The 15,886-nt window shown below is 68.1% G+C and carries 10 protein-coding genes and 1 pseudogene; 4 read left to right on the top strand and 7 right to left on the bottom strand.

Translation table 11 applies throughout. From position 1 onward, the window contains the following. The first annotated feature begins 13 nt into the window (after positions 1 to 13). Both G554_RS0102600 and G554_RS14250 read left to right on the top strand, forming a co-directional pair. On the top strand, positions 14 to 517 hold the full coding sequence (locus G554_RS0102600) for a beta-class carbonic anhydrase (protein WP_027586688.1): 504 nt from the start codon (positions 14 to 16) through the stop codon (positions 515 to 517). A gap of 85 nt (positions 518 to 602) precedes the next feature. Further along, the gene (locus tag G554_RS14250) at positions 603 to 1,961 is read left to right on the top strand and encodes a hypothetical protein (protein WP_036924243.1); all 1,359 of its coding nucleotides are present in this window, start codon (positions 603 to 605) and stop codon (positions 1,959 to 1,961) included. 111 nt (positions 1,962 to 2,072) lie between these two features. On the opposite strand, the gene G554_RS0102590 is transcribed toward G554_RS14250, so the two are convergent. Continuing rightward, positions 2,073 to 3,359 carry an MFS transporter gene (locus G554_RS0102590; RefSeq protein WP_027586687.1) on the bottom strand — a complete coding sequence of 429 codons (1,287 nt, stop codon included), beginning with the start codon at positions 3,357 to 3,359 and terminating at the stop codon, positions 2,073 to 2,075. Between the two features lie 191 nt (positions 3,360 to 3,550). Continuing rightward, complete coding sequence (locus G554_RS0102585) at positions 3,551 to 5,680, bottom strand: toprim domain-containing protein (RefSeq protein ID WP_027586686.1); 2,130 nt, start codon at positions 5,678 to 5,680, stop codon at positions 3,551 to 3,553. A 310-nt stretch (positions 5,681 to 5,990) separates the two neighbouring features. Between G554_RS0102585 and G554_RS0102580 the strand changes: the two genes are divergently transcribed. Further along, a complete protein-coding gene (locus tag G554_RS0102580; protein ID WP_027586685.1) occupies positions 5,991 to 6,188 on the top strand; it encodes a DUF7455 domain-containing protein in 198 nt (65 codons plus the stop codon). Between the two features lie 91 nt (positions 6,189 to 6,279). Here G554_RS0102580 and G554_RS0102575 read toward each other — a convergent pair whose 3' ends face one another. From G554_RS0102575 to G554_RS0102565, 3 genes are all read right to left on the bottom strand, one after another. Further along, a complete protein-coding gene (locus G554_RS0102575; RefSeq protein WP_027586684.1) occupies positions 6,280 to 6,831 on the bottom strand; it encodes a GNAT family N-acetyltransferase in 552 nt (183 codons plus the stop codon). 94 nt (positions 6,832 to 6,925) lie between these two features. Continuing rightward, positions 6,926 to 7,996, bottom strand: a complete 1,071-nt coding sequence (locus G554_RS14245) for a family 20 glycosylhydrolase (protein ID WP_051232244.1) — start codon at positions 7,994 to 7,996, stop codon at positions 6,926 to 6,928. Next, positions 7,989 to 9,449, bottom strand: coding sequence for an RNA polymerase sigma factor (locus G554_RS0102565; protein WP_051232241.1), 1,461 nt, complete (start codon positions 9,447 to 9,449; stop codon positions 7,989 to 7,991). Before G554_RS0102565 ends, G554_RS14245 begins: the two co-directional genes overlap by 8 nt. A gap of 319 nt (positions 9,450 to 9,768) precedes the next feature. Here G554_RS0102565 and G554_RS0102560 point away from each other — a divergent pair, with 319 nt between their 5' ends. Further along, positions 9,769 to 10,707 carry a sigma-70 family RNA polymerase sigma factor gene (locus G554_RS0102560; protein ID WP_027586682.1) on the top strand — a complete coding sequence of 313 codons (939 nt, stop codon included), beginning with the start codon at positions 9,769 to 9,771 and terminating at the stop codon, positions 10,705 to 10,707. Positions 10,708 to 10,747: 40 nt separating this feature from the next. Here the strand turns inward: G554_RS0102560 and G554_RS0102555 are convergent. Both G554_RS0102555 and hrpA read right to left on the bottom strand, forming a co-directional pair. Further along, positions 10,748 to 11,660 (bottom strand): annotated as a pseudogene (locus G554_RS0102555) (acyl-CoA thioesterase); the annotation flags it as partial. Between the two features lie 64 nt (positions 11,661 to 11,724). Beyond that, the gene (gene hrpA / locus G554_RS0102550; protein ID WP_027586680.1) at positions 11,725 to 15,852 is read right to left on the bottom strand and encodes an ATP-dependent RNA helicase HrpA; all 4,128 of its coding nucleotides are present in this window, start codon (positions 15,850 to 15,852) and stop codon (positions 11,725 to 11,727) included. Positions 15,853 to 15,886: the final 34 nt, after the last annotated feature.

Raw genomic sequence — 15,886 nt, 5'->3', positions numbered from 1 at the left:
TAGGGTCGGCGACATGGCATTCACAGATCTGCTCGAGGGCAATGCGCGGTACAGCGCTTCCTTCGCCGAGAAAGGGGTGCCCGGCAGGGCCGCCAGGAGAGTAGGCCTGGTGACCTGCATGGACTCCCGGCTCGACCCGTTGGCGATGCTCGACCTCAAGGTCGGCGACGCCAAGGTGCTGCGCAGCGCCGGCGGCCGGGTCACCCCCGACGTCACCACCGCCCTGGTCGTCGGCAGTCACCTGCTCGGGGTCGACCGGATCATGGTGATCGCCCACACCCGATGCGCGATGGCCGCCGGCGACGACGTCCAGATGGCAGCGGCGATCGAGGCCGCTGATGGCACGGATGTCCACGGGATGCGGATCGGGGCGACCACCGACCAGTTGTCCGCCCTCCACTTCGACGTCGACCAGCTGCGGGCCAACCCGTTGATCGACGCCGAGGTCGCGGGATTCATGTACGACGTCGACACCGGGCAGATCGCCCAGGTTTACCCCGCGCCAGCAGAGGACTAGCCTCCCAGTCATCCGCACCACGAACTGTGCCCTCACCCCCCCACACCACCCAGCCTGTCGATCAGCCCTGAGAAGGAGAGAAGTGATGAGTAACAGCCAGCACCCCGGCTCCCCCTGGGATCCGAACTCCACCCCGCAGAACTGGGGCTCGGCCAATCCCCCACCCGGACAACCGCAATCCCCCCAGCAGCCCGCACCGGGCTGGGACCCGCAGGGCCAGCAGGGCTGGAATCAGCAGCAACAGCCCTACCCCGGCCAGCAGAACTGGCAGGGCGGCGGCTACGATCCGAATGCTCAGGCCGGCGGCACCTGGAGCGGGCAGCAGAACTGGACACCCCAGGGCGCCGGCGGCCCGGGGTCCCCGGGTGGACCCGGCGGCCAGTACGGGTCCGGCGGCTCCGGCTCGGGTGGTTCCGGCAAGGGGATCCTGATCGGAGTCATCGCGGCCGTGGTGGTGGTGGCTCTCGGACTGACCTTCTTCCTGCTCAATCGGAACAAGGACGACGGTGAGCAGGCGGTTCCTGGCACATCGACATCGGCAGGTCAGACCTCCGGTTCGGGATCCACCAAGGTCGTCGACGATCCCAAGGCTGCCCTGGCGGACTACTTCGACGCAGTCATGAAGGGGGATCCGAAGCGGGCACTGAGCTACGGCCGCAACAGCCCGTCGGGGTCCTCGAAGTACCTCACCGCCGACGTGATGAATGCCGCCCAGAAGCAGAACCCGATCAAGAATCTGACCCTGGACGCCGGGACCACCACCGACTACAGCGCCACGGTCAACGCCTCCTATGACATCGCCGAGGAGTCGGTCACCAGCACCTACCGTCTCAGGCGCAGCGACAAGGGATCCCACTGGCAGATGTCCCAGGCCGCCGCCAATGTGGACCTGAGTCGGCTCGGTGGTGAGACGGTCAAGATCAACGGTCAGGACGTCTCGGCGTCCAAGATCGCGCTGTTCCCCGGTGGTTACACCCTCGAGTCGGGTAATGCGTACGTCCAGTACGGCAATGACGACTCCACCCTCTACGTCAAGGAGCCCTCCGGCTACGTGTCGACCTATGACATGGAGCCGGCCCTCACCACCAAGGGGCTCAGCACCTGGCGGAATCTGGTGAAGGACAGCCTCAGCAAGTGCCTGGCCTCCACCAAGATCAAGCCCGCCGGTTGCCCCTTCTACGTCTCGGACAAGACCAGCCAGGGCACGGCGATCCAGGAGAACTCGGTGACCTACTCCACCAGTTCGGCCGCCAGTGTGGAGACCATGACACCACGGCTCACGGCCGGAACCATGCAGGCCGTCGGCTCGATGTACATGGTCGTCAGGGTGACTGCCAAGACCGCCAATGGCGGCAATGCCTCCGGGACGGCGACCGTCACCAGCACCAAGCCGACTGTCGACTTCAGTGCAGAGAACCCGGCGGTGACCTGGCCGACCTCCTGAGCCACCGTCTCGCCGGCGAGGAGCCTGCTTCGACCAGACGATGCCCCGCGACCCTGCCCGAGGGTCGCGGGGCATCGTGCCGTCGGGCCCCTGACCCCGGGGCCGCCAGGATCACTCGCCGTCTGGTCGCACCGCCTCACCGACGGGGATCATCGCCAGCAGGCCGGCCAGCAGCACCACCACGATCCCGAGGATCCCCCAGTACTGGTTGTTGTCCCCACCGCTGAGCAGGTGACCGGTCGTGATGAAGATCCCGAACATCAGTGGGGCCAGGAAGGAGACCGCCTTGCCGGTGGTGGCGTAGAGGCCGAAGACCTCCCCCTCCATGCCGGCCGGGCAGACTCGCGCCAGATAGCTGCGGGAGGCCGACTGGGCCGGCCCGACGAAGGCGCACATCGCCATCCCGACGATCCAGAACACCATCGGGCCCCCGCCGTGCAGCACGAAGACCGCCACCCCCGCGATGATCAGCACCACCAACGACAGGATGATGACTCGCCGGGGCCCGATCCTGTCGTCGAGCAGGCCGAAGGCGATGGTCGCCACACCCGCCACCAGATTGGCGGCGATCCCGAAGATCAGGACCTCCGATGAGCTGAACCCGAAGGTCTGCTTGGCTATCGGCCCGCCGAACTGGAAGACGCCGTTCAGACCGTCGCGAAACAGCGCCGAGGCAATCAGGAAGACCATGATCGGCCGGTGATCCCGCCACAGCCTGGCGATGGAGTGGCCCAGTTCGACATAGCTGGCCCACAGGCTGCCCGGCGCCTCCCCGGCGGCCCGGGGAGCACTGGGGGGATCGCGCAGGATGATGAAGGTGGGCAGCGTGAGCAGCAGGATCCACGCCCCGCAGAACAGCATCGAGACACGGATGTCCATGCCATTGGCCGAACTCACCCCGAACCAGCCGATCGTCGGCTTGATCCATCCGATGTAGATCACCAGCAGGGCGAGAATGCCGCCGACATAGCCCAACCCCCAGCCCAGCCCGGAGATCCGTCCCACCTTGGAGGGTTCGGCGACGTCGTCGAGCAGCCCGTTGTAGATCGAGGAGGCCACGTCGCTGATGACCGTGCCCACCCCCAGCAGGATCAGTCCCAGCACCAGGAAGGAGGCCTTGGCCTGGACGAAGAACAGTGCTCCGGCCATCACTGCCAGTGCCCAGCTGAGCCACTTCAGCAGGCTGATCCGCCGGCCCCTGCGGTCGGCCCACTGCCCGGCCACCGGGGCCAGCAGAGCGATCAGCAGGCCCGCCAGGGCCATCGTCCACGACAGCGAGGTACTGGTGAGGTCATTCGACCCGAAAGAGTCGCTGACGATGTAGACGCTGAACACGAAGGTGGTGATCACCGAGGCGTAGGGCTGGGTGCCGGGATCCCACAGGGCCCAGCCCAGCATCCTGCGACGCCGTTGCCTGCGGTCTCCGGGATCCTCGGAGGGATGTGGTGTGCCCGGCCGGTGGCCGGCGTCCGCGAGTTCGGAGCTCATGGCTGTGCACGCTACCGGAGTTACGAGCGGCCGGGGCGACCCGAACCGCCTGCGGCATGCCGGTCAGGAAGAGGCGCCATGAGTGTTCAGCTGATCGTCATTCAGGCGTCGATCTGATCCTGGTCGAGCCGGTAGGCACCCTGGACGATGAACTCCTTGCGTGGGGCGACATCGCTTCCCATCAGGACCGTGAAGGTGTTCTCGGCCTCCTCGGCGTCATCGATGGTGATCCGGCGCAAGGTGCGGTGGCGTGGATCCATCGTGGTCTCCTTGAGCTGGGAGGCGTCCATCTCGCCCAGACCCTTGTACCGCTGGGGCTCCTTGAACCTGATCCCCTTCTTGGTGAGACTGGCCAGGGTGCGCTGGTACTCGGCGTCGGAATAGGTGTAGAGGTACTTCGCCATCCCCCGCTTGGGATTGATGAGTTCGAACCGGTGCAGCGGGGGCACCGCCGAGTACACCCGGCCGGCCTCGATCATCGGCCGCATGTACTTGAAGAACAGGGTCGCCAGCAGGGTCCGGATGTGGGCCCCGTCGGAGTCCGCGTCGGCCATGAAGATCACCTTGCCGTAGCGGGCCTGATCGATGTCGAAGGTCTTGCCCGACCCTGCGCCCACCACCTGGATGATGGAGGCGCACTCAGCGTTGCGCAGCATCGCCCCCAGGTCGGCCTTCTGGACATTGAGGATCTTGCCGCGGATCGGCAGCAGGGCCTGGTGCTCGGAGTTGCGGGCCACATTGGCGGTTCCCAGTGCCGAGTCCCCCTCGACGATGAACAGCTCGGTGAGATCGGGATCCGAGGAGCGGCAGTCCTTGAGCTTGGGGGGCAGATGGGATGACTCCAGGGCGTTCTTGCGTCGCTGGTTCTCCTTGTGGGCCCGGGCCGCGACCCGGGTGCGCGATGCCCCGACCACCTTCTCCAGCAGGGTGCGGGCCACCGGCTTGACCGCCGCCTTGGTGGAGGTGAGGAAATCGGTCATCTCGGACTCCACGATCCGTGAGACCAGTCGGCGTACCGGCGGGGTGCCCAGCACCTCCTTGGTCTGGCCCTCGAACTGGGGTTCGGCCAACCGGACGGTGACCACCGCGGTGAGCCCCTCGAGGATGTCATCCTTGATGATCTCCTCGGAGGACTTCAGCAGCCTGGTGCCCTCCAACGCGGCGGCGAAGGCCTTCAGCAGACCGTGCTCGAAACCCTGGACATGGGTGCCGCCCTTGGGAGTGGCGATGATGTTGACGAAGGACTTCTCGATGGTGTCGTATCCGTCCCCCCAGCGCACCGCGATATCGACCTCCAACCGCCGTTCCACGTCGGTGGGCACCATCGCGCCATCGGCGTCCAGCTCCGGGACCGTCTCGGTGAAGCTGTCAACCCCTTGGAGCCTCACCACGTCGGTGAGCGGCGCACCGCTCGACAGGTACTCGGCGAACTCGGAGATGCCCCCGTCGAAGCGCAGCGTCTCGCTCACCTCATCGAGGGGCTGACCGGTCTCGGCGTCGGTCTGGACACCTCGCCGGTCGGCGATCCGGATCTCCAGACCCGGCACCAGGAAGGCCGTCTGCCGGGCCCGGTCCACCAGCTTGCGCCACGACAGCTGGGCCTCGGGCAGGAAGATCTGCCGATCGGGCCAGTACCGCACCCGGGTGCCGGTGACCCCTCGCTTGGCCTTGCGGAGCTTGGCGACCCCGGAGCCGGGAGTGAACGGCGCCTGGGGGCCCTCACCCTCGAAATGCCCGGGCACCCCGTGTCTGAAGCTCATCCCCCAGGTGGTGCCCTTGCGGTCCACCTCGACGTCGAGCCTGGTCGACAGGGCGTTGACCACCGACGCGCCGACCCCGTGCAGACCACCGGAGACCTTGTAGGCGCCACCGCCGAACTTCCCGCCGGCGTGCAACTTGGTGTAGACCACCTCCAGCCCGGACAGCCCGGTCCTCGGCTCGGTGTCGACCGGGATGCCACGTCCCTGATCGACCACGACGATCGACCCGTCGGCCTCCAGAGCCACCGTGATGAGCCGTCCGAAGCCGGCCAGCGCCTCGTCCACCCCGTTGTCGAAGATCTCCCACAGGCAGTGCATCAGGCCCCGGGTGTCGGTGGACCCGATGTACATCGCCGGCCTCTTGCGGACCGCCTCCAGGCCTTCCAGGACCAGAATGCTCCGCGCGCCGTACTCCCCGGCAGATCCGGCTGTCGCCGCGCTCGAGGGGGCGGTGGGATCCGCCGGCTGCAGTTGCTGTCGGCTGGCCTTCTGCTGAACTGTGGTCACGACAGGCAGATTACCGGTCGTCACCGACAGTTTCGTGTCGAGGCGCCCACGGCACCGCAGCTGGACCAGCGGTCACCGTTGCCTGACAGCCCTCGGCAGGATCCTTGCGGTTCGGTGTCCTCGGCCCGGCTGGTGACGGCGATCTGGGCACCGGTCGTTAGAGTGGAACACAAGGAGCCACCCGTGCGTTGACACGTATGGTTCCCGAGGCCGCCCAGGCGGTCTTGGACAGCGGCTTCCAAACGGCAGCTGCACCCACACAGAGGAGGTTGTCATGGGTACCACGATGATCGAGGACCGCGCACTGACCGCGGCTGATCGCTGTGACCGCTGCGGAGCGCAGGCGTACTTCCGAGTCACCCTCCACAACGGCGGAGAGCTGCTGTTCTGCGCCCACCACGCCAAGGCCCATCAGGACAAGCTGAAGCAGGTGGCACTGTCGATCCACGACGAGACCGGACGTCTGAGCTGACAGCTCACTTCCAGTACCTGAGGCGGGCCCCCGGACATCGAGTCCGGGGGCCCGTTGCGTGTGCCCCCGGATCCCCCACGAGAGGGCCGGTTCAGACCACCTCGCGCACCATCCGCTCCAGGATGACTCCGCCCAACGAGTTGTCGGCGCTGTCCGGTTCCAGCTCGAATCCGTGACGCCGTAGGAAGTGCTGGGCCCGCAGGTTGTCCTTGAACACCCAGAAGTGGGCCGGCCGGTCACCCAGGGCTGCGGTGATGAGGGCATCGGGTGCTCCGCAGGTCCTGGCCACCGGCATGACATGCAGGGTGGACAGCTCAAGGGGGGTCGGGGCATCGGGATCAGCGGCGGGCTGGGTCATCGCAACTCCGACGATCTTCATGTCGAGCAGATCGTCGATCACCCAGACCTTCGCTCCGGCCTCGGTCAGGTGCTGCCAGGAGTCCACCGTGGCGCGCACCGTCTGCGGCCCGGTGAGCTCGTCCAGAGCCTCCGGAGGAATCACCCCCTCGCCGATCTCGCGCAGGCACAGCGCCTGGACGGCGGCTGCCTCGGCGAAATCCTTGCGCCGGGCCTGCCGCACCACGAATCGGCCCGGGCCCTGGGGGGCGTCCTCGGGAGCACCATTGCTGAGCGAGCTTGCCATCATGGCATGAGCCTACCGTCGACCGGGCCTGTCAGGAGGCGATTCGGCGCCGTTCCCGGTCCGATCGTCGAGCCGATCCGGGCCCCTTCCCGGCTCAGTCGAGCCAGTCGACCCCCGGCGACCGGTGCCAGCGAAGTCCTCGCTCGGTCCAGCCCCGGGCCTGGTCGGCGACCTGGGGGGCGAACTCCTGCCAACGACCGACACCAGAGCCATCTCGGGCCACCTCACCGAACGCCGCCAGCCGCGGCAGCAGCATGTAGCTGAGGTCATCGCGGGTGCGCAGCGTCTCGGTCCACAGGAAGGCCTCGACGCCGATCACCGCGGCAGGGTCCAGGCCGGGAATGATCTGGCGGGGATCCCATTCCAGGGCGTCGCGCAGCTCGATGGTTCCCGCCCAGCTGAGCCCGAGCCTGCAGTCGGGGTCGTACTTCATGTCCAGGTAGGCGTGGTCGCCGGGCGACAGCACCACCCTGACCCCGCGGGCCGCGGCGTCCAGCACCCCCTGGTAGCCGATCGCCTTGTCCCAGACCTGGACGACGTCGCCGGCGGCGAGCAGATCGGCGGCCTCCTGCCAGGCCATCACGCGGGCGCCGGCCCGATGAGCGGCGTCGACGGCCTGCTGGACCAGGATCCGGTACTGGTCGTGAGGGGTAGCCTTGGACTCGTCGCCGCCGATGTGGACCCAGCCCCTGCCCAGGGCGGCCAGCTGGGTGACGATCTGCTCGATGTATCTCTCGGTGAGTGCGGCGGCCGTCGACAGGGTCGAGAATCCCACCTCGATGCCGGTGTAGGGATCGGGGGTCCGGCCGTCCGGGTTGAGGCCCGGCACCGCATGGAGGGCGGCGTTGGTGTGGCCCGGAAGGTCGGACTCCGGGATCACGGCGATCCCGTGACGATCGGCGTAGCTGCTGATCTCGGCCCAGTCGGCCAGCGTGTAGTAACCGCCGGGATCGCCGTCGACGGCGGTCCCCGAGGATCTCCCGGCGAGTTCTGGCCAGCCGGGGATCTCGATCCGCCAGCCCTGGTCGTCGGACAGGTGGAGGTGCAGGACGTTGAGCTGCTGCTCGGCCATCAGGTCGATGACGAGTTTGACGTCGTCAACCCCGAAGAAGTGACGCGTGACGTCCAGTCCCAGACCGCGCCACTGGTACGCCGGCTCAGTCAAGGTAGTCGCGGAGCACCTGGGAGCGGGACGGATGGCGCAGCTTCGACATCGTCTTGGACTCGATCTGGCGGATCCTCTCGCGGGTGACGCCGTAGACCTTGCCGATCTCGTCAAGGGTCTTCGGCTGGCCGTCGGTGAGTCCGAAGCGCATCGAGACGACTCCTGCCTCCCGTTCCGAGAGGGTGTCCAGGACGTCGTGCAGCTGCTCCTGGAGAAGGGTGAAGTTCACCGCATCGGCAGGCACGATGGCCTCGGAGTCCTCGATGAGATCTCCGAACTCGGAGTCCCCGTCCTCGCCGAGCGGAGTGTGCAGGGAGATCGGCTCGCGACCGTACTTCTGGACCTCGACGACCTTCTCAGGGGTCATATCGAGTTCCTTGGCCAGCTCCTCGGGGGTGGGCTCGCGGCCCAGGTCCTGCAGCATCTGGCGCTGGACGCGGGCCAGCTTGTTGATGACCTCGACCATGTGCACCGGGATGCGGATGGTGCGAGCCTGGTCGGCCATCGCGCGGGTGATGGCCTGTTTGATCCACCAGGTCGCGTAGGTGGAGAACTTGTAGCCCTTGGTGTAGTCGAACTTCTCGACTGCGCGGATCAGCCCGAGGTTGCCCTCCTGGATCAGGTCGAGGAAGAGCATTCCTCGACCGGTGTAGCGCTTGGCCAGGCTCACCACCAACCGCAGATTGGCCTCCAACAGGTGATTCTTGGCGGCCTTGCCGTCGCCGGCGATCCACTCGTAGTCCTCGAGGTTCGAGGCGGGGACCTTGACCTCGGGGTCGGCGAGCTGCTCGCCGGCGAACAGGCCGGCCTCGATGCGCTTGGCCAGGTCGACCTCCTGGGCGGCGTTCAGCAGGGCGACCTTGCCGATCTGCTTGAGGTAGTCCTTGACCGGGTCGGCGGTGGCGCCGGCCACCATCACCTGCTGCTCGGGCTCGTCGGCATCGTCGGTGTCGGAGACGATGAACCCCTCGGTCTCCTTGTTGATCTCCGCCTCGTCCTTGGCGGCCTGATGAGGGTCGTACTTGCTGTCGTCGACGTCATCGAGGGAACGCTTCTTGCCGCCGACGGTGAGCACCACCTCATCGCCGTCGCGCTCGACGTGGACGTCGACATGGCCCGAGGCCGCCTCGGCGATGGTGGTCTGCTTCTTGGCCGCCGAACGGGACCGCCCGGTGGTCTTTCTGGTGGTGGAGGACTTCCTGGCAGCGGCCGGCTTCTTGGTGGCGGCCGCCTTCTTCGCAGGGCTGGACTTCTTCGTGGTGGACGACGTCCTCGTGGTGCCGGACTTCTTCGAGGCTGCCGACGTCGAGGTGGCGGGCTGCTGCGCCCCGGTCTCGGCTGCCCCAGCCGTGGTGCTGGGCTTCTTCGCAGCGGTCTTGCGGGTCGTGGTGGCCCTGGCCGCCGAACGCTTCGGGGTTGTCGTGGGCTTCGCCTTCTCGTCGGCAACAGTCATGGTCACGCTGGACGTGGAACGAGTCGTCACGGGTATCCTCTCACCAAGGCAGAACCTTCACAGGGCACAGAACAGCCGGGAGCCGTCAAGAGCCGAGTTCCATTGTGGCACCCGCCCGCCCCGGAACCAAACTCGACCTCAGGGTCGTCTTCCTCCGCCGGGGGCAGGGAGCATCTCCCAGAGTACGACCACGGTCTGATACCGCCCGCCGGCCCCACCACTACAGGGGTCAATACCTCCCGGTGGAATGACAACCACTTCGAACGGCGTTGTCATTGATGCGTTGACGTTGAACTGATCACGTTGAAAGGCGGAGCACATGGATACCAAGTCTCGAATTCGCACCACAGACGGCATCGATGGCAAGGACGCGGTGGGGCTCTACCTGGAGGGCATCGCGAGAACCCCCCTGCTCAACGCCGCCCAGGAGGTCGCTCTGGCCCGTCGTATCGAGGCCGGTGTCTTCGCACAGGCCGTTCTCGACGGGGACACCAAGACCAAGGTGAGGGCGACCCGCGCCGAGCTGCAGGAGATCGCCGAGGACGGGGAGCAGGCGATGGCCCACTTCGTCCGTGCCAACCTTCGCCTGGTGGTCTCGGTGGCCCGCAAGTACGGCCGCTCCCAGATGCCGCTGCTCGACCTGGTCCAGGAGGGCAACACCGGACTGATCCGCGCAGTGGAGAAGTTCGACTACGCCAAGGGGTTCAAGTTCTCGACCTACGCCACCTGGTGGGTGCGACAGGCGATCAGCCGTGGCATCGCCCAGCAGGGCCGTATCGTCCGGCTCCCGGTTCACGTCGCCGAGCAGGTCAACCAGGTCTCAGCGGCCCGCCGCAACCTGGAGCGCCAGCTGGGCCGCGAACCCGAGATCTTCGAGATCGCCGATGAGCTCGGCCTGCCCGAGGAGAGGATCGTCGAGCTCATCCGATTCGGTCGCGACCACGTCAGCCTGGACGCCCCGGTGGAGGAGGACGGGGACACCAGCCTCGGCGACCTGATCGCCCGGGAGACCGCCCCCGGCCCCGACGACATCGTGCTGGACGCCGAGGACCGCAGCCGGCTGGAGGGACTTCTCGATGACCTCGACGAGCGCTCGGCCGATGTGGTGCGCCGCCGCTACGGGCTGGTCGACGGTCGACAGGCCAAGCTGGCCGATATCGGCAAGGTCTGGGGCATCACCGCCGAGCGGGTCCGCCAGATCGAGCGGGCCGCCCTGGCCACCATGCGCGAGCGCAACGAGGCCGTGATGGCCGCCTGAGGCCCAGCCCGGCTGCCTGCAGGCAGTCGCAGCAACCCGCAGCGCCCCGGCCGACCGGCCGGGGCGCTGCTGCGTCAGCCCTGAGGATTCACCGGGTCGATGAGCCTCAGCAGACCCTCCTGGGAGCAGGAGGCGACCAGCTTGCCGCCCTGCATCAGTCGGCCCATCGAGAACCCCAGGGCATCAGAGGCGCTCGGCGAGACCTCGTCGTAGAGCAGCCACTCGTCGGCCCTGGCCGGGCGATGGAACCACATCCCATGGTCCACCGACGCCGGCGCGACGGCCATCCCCGAACGCAGTGCCGCGGCATGGGGGATGACAGCGACGGCCAACAGACTGATGTCCGAGAGGTAGGCCAGGATCGCCTGGTGGACGACCGGGTCCATCGGAAGGGTGCCGGTGCTGCGCACCCACAACCTCATGTGGGTGGCATGGCTTCGAGGACCGGTCGGTTGCCCATCGGCGTCGGGCTGGCCGATGTACCGGACATCCAGTGCGTCGGCCCGCCAGATGGACGGCAGCGACGCGCCGGCCAGCTGCTCCAGGACGTCGACCAGCGGCCTGCAGGACTCCGGGTGAGGCAGCTTCTGCGGCATCGGGTCGGAGTGGTCGAGTCCGGGTTCGGAGCTCTTGAAGGACAGGTTCGAGGAGAAGATCACCTGGCCGTGCTGGCGGGCCCTCACCAGCCGGGTGCTGAAGGTCCTGCCATCTCGCATCCTCTCCACGTCGTAGATGATCGGGGAGTCGTTGCTTCCGGGGCGCAGGAAGTTGGCATGCAGGGAGTGCAGTCGACGGCCCTCCACCGTCCGCGAGGCGGCGACCAGGCACTGCGCCAACACCTGTCCGCCGAAGGTGCGCTGCCAGGTGGTGCGCGGCTGGGAGCCGCGGAACAGGTCCTGGTCGAGAGCCTCCAGGTCGAGCAGGCTCAATAGTTCATGAGTGGATACCGGCACTCCCCCAGTCTGTCACCGAGTTCTCTCTGACGCCGCCGCTCGGATCCCTGCCGGGCCGGCCGGCTCAGCCACCGGCCCGCGCGATGGCATTGCGGATCCGCTTGGCCGAGACCGGGATGTGGGTCTGCAGGCGCTGGGCGAACAGCTGGATGCGCAACTCCTCGATGAGGAAGCCGATCTCCTCGATGTCGGCGGGCAGGGCCCCTGCCGGCTGGGCGGCGCACAGCCGGTCGTAGGCCCCCAGCAGCGGGTCGAGTTCGGCCATCCCACGGTCATCGCGGACCGGGTTGGTGGGCAGGGCCTCGGCGCGCAGCTGCACCTCGCGCATCCATCTCGCCATCCGCTGGTACCAGGGGTCGGGGGTCGCCGAGATGAAGTTGAGGAAGACCAGGTCGGCGAGCTGGCCAGTCATGTCGGTGCGGGCAGGGCCCTGCGGGAGCCGGGCGACGGCCTGGCGGGCTGCACCCCAGCCGGTGAGGATCTCGGCCGCGGTGCTCACCACCTGGGCCATCGCCTCGGCGGCCTCCTGTCGCACTGCCAGCGCCAGGGCGTCGAAGGACGTCTGGTCGCGGATCCCCGAGAGATCGCCGGCATGGCGGCGGGCCAGCGAGTCGACCGCCTTCCGGCGAGCATCGGCCAGCAGCGCGGGGACGCTGGGGTAGGGCGATCCTGCCAGCGCCAGTTTGGTCCGATTCGACAGGTGGGCCACCGTCCAGCTGGTGGGATCGGGGAGGTTGAGCAGCAGCAGGCGGACGACACCGCCGCCGTGGCTGCGGGTCTGGGCAGCCACCGAGTCACGCACCGCGGTGCCCACCGCGGAGCCCTCGTCCACCAGGCAGGGATAGCCGAGGGCGTCGGCCCCGGAGCGCTGCAGGGACACCTGCGTGTCGATGTGGCCGAAGACCCAGCTGGTGGCGCCGTGCACCTGCTCCTCGGCAGCAGCCCGGGTCAGCGACACCGACACCTTCGGGGCCAGATCGACCCGCAGTGCGGCCAGGTCCTCGGAATGGGCGATCTCGCGGGAGGCGGCCGCGTGAGGTGGCGTGGCAGCCTTGCCCCGGCTCTGGTGGGGATGCTGCTTCTGCGGCTGGTGCTGCCGGGAGGGCCTGCCGGTGCTGCGGCCCTCGGCGTCCACCACGTCGAAACCCACTCTCAGGTGCGCAGGGATCGCCTCCGGATGCCAGTCGGACTCGGCGATCACCACACCGGTCAGTGCGGCCAGCGCCCGGCCCAGTTCGGCGGTGAACTCCAGATCATGATGGGCACGCGGCCTGCCGTCCGCGCCGGTCTCCGCCAACCAGGCCAGCGCATGCCGGGCCCGGTCGGGGGCCGGCACCAACTGGGTGCGCAACCGCTTGGGCAGCGAGCGGATCAGCTCGGTGGCCAGTTCGGTACGCAACCCTGGAACCTGCCAGCTGAAGGGCTCGGCCGGCACCTGGTTCAGCAGTGCCAGCGCCACGGTGACGGTGACCCCGTCATGGCCGGCGCCCGGGTCGAAGACGTAGCGCACCGGAAGTGACAGCTCACCGACCTGCCAGTGATCCGGGAAGTCCTCACCGGCCACTGCACCCGGATCGACCAGGTCGTCGATCGACAGATCGAGTTGGTGACGATCGTCGACATGTCTCCACCAAGCGTCGAAATGGCTGGCCGAGACGATGTCGGAGGGGATCCGGCGGTCGTAGAAGGCGAAGATCGCGTCATCATCGGCGACCAGGCCGCGTTGCCGGGAGCGTTCCTCGAGGTCCTCGGCCTGAGCTCGGACCCGGTCGTTGTGGGCCAGGAAGCCGTGATTGGCACGCCAGTCACGCTCCACCAGGGCCGAACGGATGAAGATCTCGCGGGCCACCACCGGGTCGATCCGGGCATAGTTGACCGGCCGGTCGGCCCACACCGGCACCCCGAAGAGGGTGGCCCTCTCGGTGGCCACCACCGATGCGCTGGACTGGGCCCAGTGGGGCTCGGAGTACTGCCGTTTGAGAAGGTGGGCCCCGACCTCCTCCACCCATTCGGGCTGGATCCCGGCGACGGTGCGCGCCCACAGCCTGCTGGTCTCGACCAGTTCGACGGCCATCACCAGTTCGGGCGGGTGTTTCGCCAGAGCCGAGCCGGGGTTGATGGCGAACCTCGCGCCGCGAGCTCCCAGATACTCCCGCGGCCCCTGCCGAGGCCTGCGACGGCCGGGTCCGGCGCTGCGGGTGCTGCGGGACTTCTCGGCGACCTCGGCCAGTCCGATGTGGGACAACAGCCCCGACAGCAGGGAGACCAGGATCCGGTCGGCCGGAGCGGTGCCGGCGGTGCGCTCCAGCTTGAGGTCCTTGCAGATCTGCTTGAGCTGGGAGTGCAGGTCCTGCCACTCACGGACCCGCAGATAGTTGAGGAACTCGCGGTGGCACATCCGCCGGAAGGCCGAGCCGGACAGCTCCTTGCGTTGCTGGTGCAGGTAGCGCCACAGCCGGTGGATCGCCAGGATGTCGCCACCCTGATCGACCGCTCCGCCGACCTCCTGATGGTCCCCCGACTCGGGGTGCAGGGCGCGCTGCAGACCGGTCTCGGTGAGGAACCGGTGGTGGAAGGCGTCCGCCTGTTCACGCTTGTCGGCAGGGCGCTCCCGCACGTCGGGGATCGACAGTGCCGCCACGATCACCAGCACCTCGGCCAGGGCGTGCTGCCGGGCCCCTTCCAGGATCATCCGACCCAGCCTGGGGTCGACGGGCATGGTGGCCAGCTGGTGGCCGATCCGGGTCAGACGCGGTTCCTCGCGATGGCCCGGTTTGAGGGCACCCAGTTCGTCGAGCAGCCGGATGCCATCGGAGACCTGGGAGTGGTCGGGGGGCTCGACGAAGGGGAAGTCGGTGATGGCGCCCAGCCGGGCCTGGGCCATCTGGAGGATCACAGCGGCCAGGTTGGTGCGCAGGATCTCGGGCTCGGTGAACTCGGGGCGCGACTCGAAGTCCTGCTGGGAGTACAGCCGTATGCAGATACCTGGGGCGACGCGGCCGCACCGTCCGGCGCGCTGATTGGCCGAGGCCTGGGAGATCGGTTCGATGGGCAGCCGCTGGACCCGGGTGCGCGTGAAGTAGCGGGAGATCCGTGCTGTGCCGGGGTCGATGACGTAGCGGATCCCCGGCACCGTCAGCGAGGTCTCTGCGACGTTGGTGGCCAGCACGATCCGACGTCCCGGATGGGAGGTGAAGACGCGATGCTGCTCGGCGGCCGACAACCGCGCGAACAGCGGGAGGATCTCGGTACCGGCCAGCCTGCGGTCATGGGCCGTGAGGTCGGTGAGGGCATCGGCGGCGTCGCGGATGTCGCGCTCCCCGGCGAGGAAGACCAGGATGTCGCCATTCCCCTCGCGGCACAGCTCCTGGACGGCCTGGCAGATGCCGGTGGCCTGGTCGATGGGAGGGCCGGCGGCGGCCACGGCGCCGCCACCCCCGGCCGGGTTCCTGGCAGACCCTCGGCGGGCGGCAGCGGGCCGGCTGGAATCGGTCCGGCTGGCGTCCGCCTGCTCGTCGAGGTCGTCGATCTCGTCATCCTCGTCGGTGTCCCGCAGGTTCTCGGCGGGATCCAGCGGGCGGTAGCGGATCTCGACCGGATAGCTGCGTCCGGAGACCTCGATGACCGGGGCATCGTTGAAATGGGCGGAGAACCGCGCGGTGTCGATGGTGGCCGAGGTGATGATCACCTTGAGGTCGGGGCGCCGGGGCAGCAGCTGCTTGAGGTAGCCCAGCAGGAAGTCGATATTGAGGCTGCGCTCGTGGGCCTCGTCGATGATGATGGTGTCGTGGCCGCGCAGGAGCCGGTCGTGGGAGATCTCGGCGAGCAGTACCCCATCGGTCATCACGGTGAGCGCGGTGGCACGGCCGGCGCGTTTGGTGAAGCGGACCTGGTAGCCGACCAGGTCGCCGATCTCGACGGCCATCTCATCGGCGATCCGCTCGGCGACGCTGCGGGCCGCGATCCGGCGGGGCTGGGTGTGGGCGATGTGACGGCGTCCCAGGGCCAGGCAGATCTTGGGTAGCTGGGTGGTCTTGCCCGAGCCCGTCTCCCCGGCGACCACCACGACCTGGTGGTGGGCGATGAGGTCGGCGATCTCGTCGGCGTGGGCAGCGATCGGCAGGTCGGTGTCGAAGCTGATGACGCCACCCTCGGGCAGCACGCCCTCCAGGGCTGACTGGTGTGTTGGCATGACCTTCTCAGCCTACCCGGGTGTCCGGTTCACC

Origin of the sequence: Acidipropionibacterium thoenii DSM 20276, from assembly GCF_000423445.1 — a bacterium.
GTDB classification, from domain to species: domain Bacteria; phylum Actinomycetota; class Actinomycetes; order Propionibacteriales; family Propionibacteriaceae; genus Acidipropionibacterium; species Acidipropionibacterium thoenii.
The sequence above is the reverse complement of the archived record's forward strand: the minus strand, read 5'-3'. Positions and strand labels throughout refer to the sequence as shown.